An 11,975-nucleotide genomic window follows, 5' to 3' on the forward strand; every position below is an offset into this window, starting at 1 on the left:
CTCTCTTTCTTCCGTTCTCTCTTCAATTCTCAAAGAACCCGGCAAACCACAAAAGTCCGCCGCTCGGGTGACCAACCTGGCCAGCCACCCTTCAAGCATGCCAGAAGCAAACTCGAAAAAACTCGTCCGACACTCACAAGAGGCGCAAAACCGAGCCAGCCAGCCATCCCCTCCCAGATATCCCGGAAGAACACAACCGCTAACCCAACTTCCCGGCAAACCAACCAGACCGCCTCAGCCGTCCAACCCGTCCGCCCCGGCGCCACCGCCGTCGTCGATGAGCGGCTTATAGGGGGAGATACGCAGGAAGGTCAACAGGGAAATGCAAGGGAAAGGGAAAAAAGCGGTCGGAGCTTCTCCATGAGGCCTCCTGGTCCTGAGCGACGCCCTCAGCGTCGGAATGCTCCCCTCGCCTCCTCGCCCTTGGCCCAGCCCTCGGTGGTCTCGGCGACGAAGTCGCCGAACCGTTCGGTTTCGATAGCCTGCCGAGCGCCCGCCATCAGCGTTTGGTAGTAGGCGAGATTGTTCCAGGTCAGCAGCATTGCGCCAAGTGTTTCCTCGGTGCGGACGAGATGGTGAAGGTATGCCCTCGCGTAGTCCCGCGATGCCGGGCAATCGGAATGCTCATCCAGCGGCGTGGCATCTTCGGCGTGCCGGGCATTCCGCAAGTTGATGCGCCCGTGGCGCGTAAAGGCAAGCCCGTGGCGTCCGGCGCGGGTTGGCATCACGCAGTCGAACATGTCGATCCCGCGCGCGATCGACTGAAGAAGATCGTCCGGCGTGCCGACGCCCATGAGGTAGCGTGGCTTCTCCACCGGCATCACCGGAACCGTTTCCTCGAGAATGCGAAGCATCACCTCCTGCGGCTCGCCGACGGCAAGCCCGCCGACGGCATAGCCCTTCAGCTCCATGGCTCGTAGGCGTTCGGCCGAGCGGACCCGGAGATCCACGACGTCGCCGCCCTGAACGATGCCGAACATCGCCTTGCCGGGTTGATTGCCGAAGGCGATGGCGCAGCGTTCCGCCCAGCGCAGCGAGAGCTCCATGGCCCGCTCGACCTCCGGACGCTCCGCGGGCAGACGGATGCACTCGTCGAGTTGCATCTGGATATCGCTGTCGAGCAGTCCTTGGATCTCGATCGAACGCTCGGGCGTCAACTCATGCACCGAGCCATCGACATGGGACCTGAAGGTGACGCCCTCTTCGGACATCTTCCGCAGGCTCGCGAGCGACATCACCTGAAATCCGCCTGAGTCCGTCAGGATCGGATAGGGCCAGCGGGCAAACTCGTGTAGCCCGCCGAGGCGTGCCACGCGTTCGGCGCCGGGACGCAGCATCAGGTGGTAGGTGTTGCCGAGAATAATATCCGATCCGAGATCGCGAACCTGATCGAGATACATCGCCTTGACCGTCGCGGCCGTCCCGACGGGCATGAAGGCGGGCGTGCGGATCTCGCCGCGCGGCATGCGGATTGTGCCGCGCCGGGCCAGACCATCGGTCGCGGATACGTTGAACTGGAACTCGGTCAAGCGCTGCGCTCCAGGAGACAGGCGTCCCCGTAGGAATAGAAACGATAGCCGCCGGCAATCGCGTGATCGTATGCGGCGCGCATTCGGTCGAGGCCGCTGAAGGCCGACACCAGCATGAAAAGCGTCGAACGCGGCAGGTGAAAGTTCGTCATGAGCGCGTCGACCGCCCGGAACTGGAAGCCTGGCGTGATGAAGATGTCGGTCGCATCCGAGAACGGTTCGATCCGCCCCGTCGCGCGCGCTGCGCTTTCCAGAAGGCGAAGCGATGTCGTGCCGACGGCAACGATCCGGCGCCCGTCGTCCCGCGCAGTCTGCAATCGCTCCGCGACGTCCTTCGTTACGACGCCGATTTCGCTGTGCATGCGGTGCTCGGTCGTATCGTCGGCCTTGACCGGCAGGAACGTACCCGCGCCGACGTGCAGAGTAACAAACTCCTGCATTACGCCGCGGTATTCGAGCTCCGCCAGAAGCTCCGGCGTGAAATGGAGGCCCGCAGTCGGGGCGGCAACCGCACCTTCCTCGCGGGCGAATACCGTCTGATAGTCGCGCAGGTCGTCGTCGTCGACCGCGCGCTTTGATGCGATGTAGGGCGGAAGAGGCAAATGCCCGACGACCGAGATCGCCGCGTCGAGTTCGGGGCCGGCCAGTGTAAACCGGAGGTTGACCTCGCCGCCCTCCCCTTTCTCGAGGACGACGGCTTCGAGGCCGGGATCTGTCGCGGTGCCGGACGAGAATACGACGAGATCGCCGACCTTGATCCGCTTGCCTGGCCGCATGAAGGCCTTCCAGCGATCGAGCGCGATGCGCATGTGTAGCGTCGCGTCGACTGCTACGCGGGACGATCCATCCGAGCCGGCCCTTATCCGCTCACCGGTCAGCTGGGCCGGGATGACCTTGGTGTCGTTGAAGACGAGGACGTCCCCTTCGCGCAGAAAGTCCGGCAGGTCGCCCACCCGGCAATCCGCGAATGGACCCGACGCGGGGACATAGAGAAGCCTGGCGGATTCGCGCGGAAGAGCGGGTCGCAAGGCGATCCGCTCTTCCGGCAGTTCGAAGTCGAAGAGATCGACTTGCACGGGAACCTTGTCAGATGTCCGCGGCGACGCGCATGGTGGTGATCGAGTCGGGATCGCGGACCGGCTCGCCACGCTTGATCTTGTCAACGGCGTCCATGCCCTCGACGACCTCGCCCCAGACCGAATACTGGCGATCCAGCCAGGGCGCGCGCTCGAAGCAGATGAAGAACTGCGAGTTGGCGCTGTTCGGGTTGGCCGTGCGCGCGGCCGACACCGTCCCGCGCTTGTGCGGCTCGGCCGAGAATTCCGCCTTCAGGTCCGGCTTGTCGGAACCACCGGTGCCGGTGCCCGTCGGATCGCCGGTCTGGGCCATGAAGCCGTCGATCACCCGGTGGAACACGACGCCGTCGTAGAAGCCTTCGCGAGCGAGCTCCTTGACGCGGGCGACGTGGCCCGGCGCGAGATCAGGCCGCAGCTTGATGACGACCTGCCCCTTCGTCGTTTCCAGAACCAGCGTGTTCTCGGGATCTTCGAAGGCCATTGTGCGTCTCCTATCAATGACGGAGGGCGATCCGACAGACTCGGATCGCCCAGATGCTTGCGTGAATGGATGAAGCGCCCTGCGGTTGCAAGGCCGATATCAGCGGGTCTCGACCTTCACCATCTTGTCGGGGTTCTCGACGGTGCCGTTGTTGGCCTCGTCACCCTTCTTGATCTTGTCGACGACGTCCATGCCCTTGGTCACTTCGCCGACCACCGTGTACTGGCCGTTCAGGAAGTCGCCGTCGGCGAGCATGATAAAGAACTGGGAGTTGGCGGAGTTCGGGTCCTGCGCGCGCGCCATGCCGACCGTGCCGCGCTTGAACGGCGTGTCGGAGAACTCGGCCTTGAGGTCCGGCTTGTCCGAGCCGCCCATGCCGGTGCCGGTCGGATCACCGGTCTGGGCCATGAAGCCGTCGATCACGCGGTGGAAGACGACGCCGTTGTAGAAGCCTTCCTTGGCCAGCGCCTTGATCTGCTCGACATGCTTGGGCGCCAGATCGGGGCGAAGCTTGACGTCGATCTCGCCCTTGTTGGTCTCGATGACAAGCGTGTCGCCAGCGGCGGTCTGTGCGTGCGCCGGAGCGATCGCGGACATCGCGACGGCCGCGAGAAGACCAAGGGTCGGAAGAAGTTTCATCGTCGAACTCCGGGCAGCCCTCAGGAAGAGAAGAGCTTGCGTTTCAGGGCGGCGGCGACGTGCTCCGGTACGAAGGAGGTTACGTCCCCGCCCATTTTGGCGATCTGGCGGACCAATGTGGCCGTAATGGGCCTCGTCGCAGGCGACGCGGGCAGGAAAAGCGTCGTCAGTTCAGGCATCAGGCTACGGTTCATCCCGGCCATCTGCATCTCGTAGTCAAAGTCCGTCGCATCCCGCAGACCGCGCACCAGCGCAGTCGCCTTCTGTCGACGGGCTTCCTCCACCACGAGATCGTCGAAGAATGAAATGCGGACCTGCGCAGCGTCCGGTCGACCAGCGAGACTACCGATCACCAGATCGGCTCTCTCCTGCGCCGAAAACAACGGTGTCTTGCCCGGGTGGACGCCGATCGCGACGACCACCTCATCGAAGAGCCGCGCTGCCGTCTGCAGAACGTCGACGTGCCCGAGTGTCGGCGGATCGAAGCTTCCAGCGTAGAGGGCGATCCGCGTCATGACGACTTGCTAACCATAGGGCACGATCGCTGTAGCGGGTTGAAACGGCACGGGGCGCGATACCAGATTGAGAAGGATTCACACCGCAAGATACCCATGAACGTTCGCGCGGCGTGAGCGCGAATCGGAGCGATCCAGCAATGGAACGATTCGTCAACCATTCACGTTATGGCGTTGTATTTCGGAGGGAAATCCATGCTGTTCCTCGCCCTGTCGCTCGCGATGGTCGCTTCTCTGTCCACCGCTACCGTGATCGCGATGCACAATGAAGCGAGCAAACAGCGCGCTCGCGCCTTCGCCCGCAAGCCGAAGATCCTCGGCTGACCGCAGTCTGCGGCAGGACGGCACCAAGCCGCCACCGCAGTCGACTCCCATCCTCACTCGCTGGACGGTTCCGGCGCCTCGCCTGAAGGTTCGGCCAGAGCCGGCTCTTCGGTCCCTTGGTCGGGGATGCGCTCTACGGAAACGACCCGCTCATTGTCGGCCGTGTTGAAGATCGTCACGCCCTTGGTCGCACGACCGGCGATGCGAATGCCTTCGACGGGAACGCGGATCATCTGACCTCGGTCCGAGATCATCAGAACCTGATCGCCGGATTCGACAGGGAACCCGGCCACGAGACGTCCGATATCGCCGACCCGCCCGAGATCCGTCGCGCGAATGCCTTTGCCGCCGCGTCCGCTGGTGCGGAAATCGTATGATGACGAGCGTTTGCCGAAGCCGAACTCGCTGAGCGTGAGGACGAACTCTTCGCGCGCGCCGAGATCGGCATAACGTTCCGCGGAAATCGACACGCTCTCCGCGGCTTCCTCGTCCGCCACGTCCTCGGCGACATCGCCTTCGACCGCGCGCCGCTTGCGCAGATAGTCTGCGCGCTCGGCCGGGGTCGCCTCGACGTGGCGCAGGATCGCCATCGAGATCAGGCGATCGCTGTCACCGAGCGCCATGCCGCGCACGCCGATCGAGTTGCGGCCCGTAAAGACGCGTACGTCCGTGACCGGGAAGCGGATGCAAAGTCCCGCCGACGACACGAGCAGAACGTCGTCGTCCTCGCCGCAGACGGCAACCGCCAGAATCTCGTCTTCCGCCTCTTCCAGCTTCATCGCGATCTTGCCGTTGCGGTTCACCTGCGTGAAATCCGACAGCTTGTTGCGGCGAACCGTTCCCTTGGTGGTCGCGAACATCACGTTCAGCCGCTCGGCCGCTTCCTCCTCGTTGGGAAGCGGGAGGATCGAGGTGATGCGCTCGCCCTTCTCCAGCGGCAGCATGTTCACGAGTGCCTTGCCGCGGGACTGCGGCGTGGCGAGCGGCAGCCGCCAGACCTTCTCCTTGTAGACAATGCCACGTGAGGAAAAGAATAGGACGGGCGTGTGGGTGTTCGCGACGAAGAGCCGGGTGACCGAGTCTTCCTCGTCCTTTAGCGACATGCCGGAGCGGCCCTTTCCGCCGCGCCGCTGCGCCCGATAGATGCTGAGCGGGACGCGCTTGATGTAGCCGCCGTGGCTGACGGTCACGACCATGTCCTCGCGCGGAATCAGGTCCTCGTCGTCGAGGTCGGCTGCGCCTTCGAGGAGCAGCGTGCGACGCGGGGTAGCGAACTCGTCGCGGACCGCCGTCAGCTCGTCCTTGATGATCTCGCGCACGCGCACCCGCGAGGACAGGATCTCGAGGTAGTCACGGATCTCATTCCCGATCGTGTTCAGCTCGTCGCCGATCTCGTCGCGTCCGAGGGCGGTCAGGCGCTGCAGTCGGAGGTCGAGGATCGCGCGCGCTTGCGTCTCCGACAGCCTGTAGGTGCCGGCGTCGCTGATGCGATGACGCGGATCGTCGATGAGGCGGATCAGCGGCGCGACGTCCCTCGCCTCCCACTCCCGCTCCATCAGCTGCTCGCGCGCCGTCGTCGGGTCGGGCGCATGGCGGATCAGTTTGATGATCTCGTCGATGTTGGCGACCGCGATCGCGAGGCCGACCAGGACGTGAGCCCGCTCGCGCGCCTTGCGCAGAAGGTACTTCGTGCGGCGTTGTACCACCTCTTCGCGGAACGCCACGAAGGCGGACAGCATGTCGAGGAGGTTCATCTGCTCCGGCTTGCCGCCGTTCAGCGCCACCATATTGGCGCCGAACGTCGTCTGCAGGGGCGTGAAACGGTAAAGCTGGTTCAGGATGACGTCTGACGAGGCATCGCGCTTGCACTCGATCACGACGCGGTAGCCCTCGCGATCGCTCTCGTCTCGAATGTCGGAGATGCCTTCGACGCGCTTTTCGCGCACCAAGTCGGCCATCTTCTCGATCATCGAGGCCTTGTTCACCTGATACGGGATCTCGGTGATGACGATCGCCTCGCGGTCGCCGCGCATTTCCTCGATATGCACCTTGCCGCGCATTAGGATCGAACCGCGCCCGGTAGCGTACGCGCTCTGGATGCCCGCGCGGCCGAGCACGATGGCGCCGGTCGGGAAGTCGGGCCCCGGAACGATGTCCATCAGGTCCGGCAGCTGCAGCGCCGGATTGTCGATCAGCGCGATGCAGCCGTCGATCAGTTCGCCGAGATTGTGCGGCGGGATGTTCGTCGCCATGCCGACGGCAATGCCGCCTGAACCGTTGAGAAGGAGGTTCGGAACGCGCGCCGGAAGCACGACCGGCTCCTGCTCGCGGCCGTCGTAATTGTCTTGGAAGTCGACCGTTTCCTTGTCGATGTCCGCCAGGATCGCGTCGGACACCTTCTCCAGCCGGCATTCGGTGTAGCGCATGGCTGCCGGCGGATCGCCGTCGATCGAACCGAAGTTCCCCTGCCCGTCGATCAGCGGCGCGCGCAGCGAGAAGTCCTGCGCCATGCGCACCAGCGCGTCATAGATCGAGGCGTCGCCGTGCGGATGATACTTACCCATCACCTCACCGACGACACCAGCGGACTTGCGATAGGACTTGTTCCAGACCAGTCCCATCTCGCTCATTGCGTAAAGCACGCGCCGATGCACCGGCTTCAACCCGTCGCGAACGTCGGGAAGCGCGCGGCTCACGATCACGCTCATCGCGTAGTCGAGATAGGAACGCTGCATCTCCTCGATGATGGAGACCGGCTCGATCCCCGTCGGACGCTCGGGCTGGATGGAATCGGGAGGAAGATCGGACAAGATGAAATCCTGGGCAGAATGTACCGTCCTTATATAAGGAACCGGCACCTTGACGCAAATCGGCGCGCTTGTAATTCGATCGTCGGATCAATGAGTTGGCAGGTGGCCCGCAAATAAACGTCGCACGTTTCGCACAATCCGCCGCGCGGCCGTCGCACCGGCATCCCGTCGACGCTATGAGAGGAGGATTTTCAGCGACGTGCGGGGCCTGCGAATGATCGAGACACTGCTCAACGGCTTCGCCACGCTGTTCGTCATCATCGACCCGATCGGGCTGGCTCCGATCTTCCTCGGGCTAACGGCCGGCCTGTCGCGAACCGATCGTGCGCGGATCGCGCGCAACGGCTGTCTCATCGCCTTCGCGATCCTTGCCATCTTCGGCCTCGCGGGCCTCAGCGTCCTGACGGCGCTCGGCATCTCGCTCGGCGCCTTCCGCGTGGCCGGCGGGCTGTTCCTGTTCTGGATTGCGTTCGAACTGGTGTTCGAGAAGCGGAAGACGCGCAAGGAAAAGGATGCCCAGACAGCCATGACCGAGCACGAGGCCGGGGAGATTGCGGCCGTGCCGCTGGCGATCCCGCTGATGGCCGGACCCGGCGCGATTTCCGCCGTGATCCTTCTTTCCGGCGAGTTGCCGTCCGCCGCGGGACAGGGGAGCGTGCTGGCGGTCGTCGCCATCACGATCTTTGTCGCCTACCTCTTCCTGCGCGCAGCCGATCGGCTCGAGCGCCTGATGGGGCATACGGGCCGCGCGGTCGTCACCCGTCTTCTGGGTGTTCTCCTGGCGGCGCTCGCCGTCCAGTTCGTCAGCGACGGGGTCAAGGCGTTGTTCCTCGTTCCCGCCGCCTGAGCGTTCGACGACCGATCAGAACGGAATCTCGTCATCCATGTCGTCGGACGGACGACCGCCGCCGCCCCCGCCGCCATATCCACCGCCGCCGCCCGAACTGCGGCCCCCGGCGCCACCGCCGCCACGGCCGTAGTCACCGCCCCCGCCAGAGCGTCCGCCCGAGCGCTCGCCGCCGCCGTCATAGGACGGGCCGCCGCCGTCGCCACCGCGTCCGCCGAGCATCTGCAGTTCGCCGCGGAACCGCTGCAACACGACTTCGGTCGTGTACCGCTTCTGGCCCTGCTGATCTTCCCAAGAGCGCGTCTGCAGCTGACCCTCGATGTAGACCGTCGAGCCCTTCTTCAGGTATTGCTCGGCGACCTTCACCAGGTTCTCGTTGAAAATCACGACGCTATGCCACTCCGTGCGCTCCTTGCGCTCGCCGGAGGCTTTGTCGCGCCAGGTCTCGGAGGTCGCGATCCGCAGGTTCGCGATCGCATCGCCGGAATTGAGGCGCTTGATCTCGGGATCGGCGCCGAGATTGCCGACGAGGATGACCTTGTTGACGCTACCCGCCATTCTTCTTCTCCGTATGAACTCTCGTCGCGCGGACACTAGTGATATTGCCGCCGGCACGATACCGCCGGAAACGTCGATCCCCAGCCTTCTCGGTGGCCGCAGCCGCCGACATGGATTGCCGCACTGCATGATTCTGTCTAGAACAAAATGGGAACTGGGCGAAGGCAAGGCCAATCCAGCAGACCCGGACCTTTGATTCTTCGCGTGCCTTCCCGATATGGGCTGTGGGCTGGAGTGGAAAACCGGAGCGGGTGGGCGAACCGAATCCGCCGGCTTTCCATTCAAGCCCTTGTATTCGACACAGTGCGGCGAACTCCATGAAGAACGTCATTTCCATTCGCGGCGCTCGCGAGCACAATCTCAAGAACGTCGACCTGGACCTTCCGCGCGACAAGCTGATCGTGATGACCGGCTTGTCTGGTTCCGGCAAATCGTCGCTCGCCTTCGACACGATCTATGCCGAGGGGCAGCGCCGCTACGTCGAAAGCCTTTCGGCCTACGCTCGCCAGTTCCTCGAGATGATGCAGAAGCCGGACGTCGACCAGATCGACGGTCTGTCGCCCGCGATCTCGATCGAGCAGAAGACGACGTCCAAGAACCCGCGCTCGACGGTCGGCACGGTCACCGAAATCTACGACTATCTGCGCCTTCTCTTCGCGCGCGTCGGCGTTCCCTACTCGCCGGCGACCGGCCTGCCGATCGAGAGCCAGACAGTCAGCCAGATGGTCGACCGGATCATGGTCCTTGAAGAGGGAACGCGGCTCTACCTGCTGGCGCCGATGATCCGCGGCCGCAAGGGCGAGTACAAGAAGGAACTTGCCGAACTTCAGAAGAAGGGCTTCCAGCGCGTTCGGATCGACGGCGAATTTCATGACATCGCCGATGCCCCGACCCTCGACAAGAAGTTCAAGCACGACATCGACGTCGTGGTGGATCGCATCGTCGTGCGCGGGGACATCAAGTCGCGTCTTGCCGACAGCCTCGAGACGGCGCTTCGGCTCGCGGATGGACTGGCGGTCGCGGAGTATGCGGACGGCCTCGGCGACGATGGCAAGCCGCGCCAGATCCTCTTCTCCGAGAAGTTCGCCTGTCCCGTATCGGGCTTCACCATCCCCGAGATCGAGCCGCGCCTGTTCTCGTTCAACAACCCGTTCGGCGCCTGCCCGCGTTGCGACGGTCTTGGGTCCCAACAGCAGATCGACCCGAAGCTCATCGTTCCGGACGAGAACCTGACACTGAAGGGCGGCGCCATCGCGCCCTGGGCGAAGTCGACCTCACCTTACTACGCTCAAACGCTGGAGGCCCTCGGTCGCGAGTATGGGTTCAAGCAGACCGAGCGCTGGTCGGCGTTGTCCGAGACCGCGCGCAATGCCATTCTGAACGGGACCGGCAAGACCAAGATCGAGTTCCGCTACAACGATGGTCTGCGGTCCTATTCCACGACCAAGACCTTCGAGGGGATTGTCCCGAACCTCGAGCGTCGCTGGAAGGAGACGGACTCCGCGTGGTCGCGCGAGGAGATCGAGCGCTACATGTCGGCGACCCCCTGCCCGGCCTGCAGAGGCTACCGGCTGAAGCCGGAGGCGCTGGCGGTCAAGGTCGCAGGGCTTCACATCGGTGAGGTCAGCGAACAGTCGATTCGAAATGCGCGCGACTGGTTCGAAGCGCTACCCGAGAAGCTGACGCAGAAGCAGAACGAGATCGCGGTCCGGATCCTCAAGGAAATCCGCGAGCGCCTGCGGTTCCTGAACGATGTCGGGCTCGAATACCTCACCTTGTCGCGTGCGTCAGGCACGCTGTCCGGCGGCGAGTCGCAGCGGATCCGCCTCGCCTCGCAGATCGGCTCCGGCCTGACGGGCGTTCTCTACGTTCTGGACGAACCGTCCATCGGCCTGCATCAGCGCGACAACGAGAGGCTTCTGGCCACGCTCAAGCACCTGCGCGACATCGGCAACACGGTGATCGTCGTGGAGCACGACGAGGATGCGATCCTAATGGCCGACCACGTGGTCGACATCGGTCCGGCGGCCGGCGTCCACGGTGGTCAGATCATCACCTCGGGCACGCCCGCCGAGGTGATGGCCCATCCGAACTCGCTGACCGGCGCCTATCTCTCCGGCGCCAAGGGGGTGCCGGTGCCCGGCAAGCGGCGCAAGTCGCAGAAAGGCAAGGCGATCAAGGTCGTCGGCGCGCGCGGCAACAATCTGAAGAACGTCACCGCCGAAGTGCCGATGGGTGTCTTCACCTGTGTCACGGGTGTGTCGGGCGGCGGCAAGTCCACGTTCCTGATCGAGACGCTGTTCAAGGCCGCGGCACGGCGGATTTCCGGCGCACGCGATGTGCCGGCCGATCACGACCGCGTCGACGGGCTGGAACTCCTCGACAAGGTGATCGACATCGACCAGTCGCCGATCGGTCGCACGCCGCGGTCGAATCCGGCGACCTACACCGGTGCTTTCACACCGATCCGCGACTGGTTCGCCGGCCTACCGGAAGCGAAGGCGCGCGGCTACCAGCCGGGCCGCTTCTCCTTCAATGTGAAGGGCGGCCGCTGCGAGGCATGTCAGGGCGACGGCGTCATCAAGATCGAGATGCACTTCCTGCCCGACGTCTACGTCACGTGCGACGTCTGCCACGGCAAGCGCTACAATCGCGAGACGCTGGAGGTCACCTTCAAGGAGAAGTCGATCGCCGATGTCCTCGACATGACCGTCGAGGAAGGCGTCGAGTTCTTCTCGGCCGTTCCGGCGGTGCGGGACAAGCTCGTGACCCTCAACGAGGTCGGCCTCGGCTATATCAAGGTCGGGCAACAGGCGAACACCCTGTCCGGCGGCGAGGCGCAGCGCGTGAAACTGGCGAAGGAGTTGTCGCGTCGGGCGACCGGCCGCACACTCTATATTCTCGATGAGCCGACGACCGGACTGCACTTCCACGACGTCGCCAAGCTTCTGGAGGTGCTTCACGAGCTCGTCGATCAGGGCAATACGGTCGTCGTCATCGAGCACAATCTCGAGGTCATCAAGACCGCGGACTGGGTCATCGATATCGGCCCGGAAGGCGGGGATGGTGGTGGCGAGATCGTTGCCACGGGAACGCCAGAAGCCTTGGTGAAGGTGCCCCGCTCCTACACCGGCCGTTTCCTGAGGGATCTGCTGGAGCGTCGGCCGATTGCGAAGGCCGAAGCCGCCGAGTGACG

10 protein-coding genes are annotated in these 11,975 nt (G+C 64.1%); 3 read left to right on the forward strand and 7 right to left on the reverse strand.

What is annotated here, in order from left to right; all coding sequences use genetic code 11:
* Positions 1–389: 389 nt before the first annotated feature.
* The 5 genes from tgt to coaD form a co-directional block, all read right to left on the reverse strand.
* Positions 390–1,529 (reverse strand): tRNA guanosine(34) transglycosylase Tgt, encoded by a 1,140-nt coding sequence (gene tgt, locus BM175_RS03115; RefSeq protein WP_090959212.1) that lies wholly within the window; start codon positions 1,527–1,529, stop codon positions 390–392.
* Positions 1,526–2,605, reverse strand: a complete 1,080-nt coding sequence (gene queA, locus BM175_RS03120) for a tRNA preQ1(34) S-adenosylmethionine ribosyltransferase-isomerase QueA (RefSeq protein WP_090959215.1) — start codon at positions 2,603–2,605, stop codon at positions 1,526–1,528. The genes tgt and queA overlap by 4 nt, the downstream gene beginning before the upstream one ends.
* A gap of 10 nt (positions 2,606–2,615) precedes the next feature.
* Positions 2,616–3,086 carry a peptidylprolyl isomerase gene (locus BM175_RS03125; protein WP_090959217.1) on the reverse strand — a complete coding sequence of 157 codons (471 nt, stop codon included), beginning with the start codon at positions 3,084–3,086 and terminating at the stop codon, positions 2,616–2,618.
* 99 nt (positions 3,087–3,185) lie between these two features.
* Positions 3,186–3,725, reverse strand: a complete 540-nt coding sequence (locus BM175_RS03130) for a peptidylprolyl isomerase (protein WP_090959220.1) — start codon at positions 3,723–3,725, stop codon at positions 3,186–3,188.
* 20 nt (positions 3,726–3,745) lie between these two features.
* Entirely contained in the window at positions 3,746–4,240 is a 495-nt protein-coding gene (gene coaD / locus BM175_RS03135; RefSeq protein ID WP_090959223.1) for a pantetheine-phosphate adenylyltransferase, read from the reverse strand.
* A 195-nt stretch (positions 4,241–4,435) separates the two neighbouring features.
* Between coaD and BM175_RS23195 the strand changes: the two genes are divergently transcribed.
* Complete coding sequence (locus BM175_RS23195) at positions 4,436–4,564, forward strand: hypothetical protein (RefSeq protein ID WP_280137607.1); 129 nt, start codon at positions 4,436–4,438, stop codon at positions 4,562–4,564.
* Between the two features lie 53 nt (positions 4,565–4,617).
* Here the strand turns inward: BM175_RS23195 and gyrA are convergent, their stop codons facing one another.
* Positions 4,618–7,299, reverse strand: a complete 2,682-nt coding sequence (gyrA, locus tag BM175_RS03140; RefSeq protein WP_244545868.1) for a DNA gyrase subunit A — start codon at positions 7,297–7,299, stop codon at positions 4,618–4,620.
* A gap of 289 nt (positions 7,300–7,588) precedes the next feature.
* Here gyrA and BM175_RS03145 point away from each other — a divergent pair, with 289 nt between their 5' ends.
* Entirely contained in the window at positions 7,589–8,221 is a 633-nt protein-coding gene (locus tag BM175_RS03145) for a MarC family protein (protein WP_425285255.1), read from the forward strand.
* 15 nt (positions 8,222–8,236) lie between these two features.
* Here the strand turns inward: BM175_RS03145 and ssb are convergent, their stop codons facing one another.
* Positions 8,237–8,779, reverse strand: a complete 543-nt coding sequence (ssb, locus tag BM175_RS03150) for a single-stranded DNA-binding protein (RefSeq protein WP_090959229.1) — start codon at positions 8,777–8,779, stop codon at positions 8,237–8,239.
* 317 nt (positions 8,780–9,096) lie between these two features.
* Between ssb and uvrA the strand changes: the two genes are divergently transcribed.
* Positions 9,097–11,973: an excinuclease ABC subunit UvrA gene (uvrA, locus tag BM175_RS03155; RefSeq protein WP_090959231.1), complete on the forward strand. Its 2,877-nt coding sequence runs from the start codon at positions 9,097–9,099 to the stop codon at positions 11,971–11,973.
* Positions 11,974–11,975 lie beyond the last annotated feature (2 nt).

This window comes from Aureimonas phyllosphaerae (assembly GCF_900113065.1).
In the GTDB taxonomy this organism is placed as follows: Bacteria; Pseudomonadota; Alphaproteobacteria; order Rhizobiales; family Rhizobiaceae; genus Aureimonas; species Aureimonas phyllosphaerae.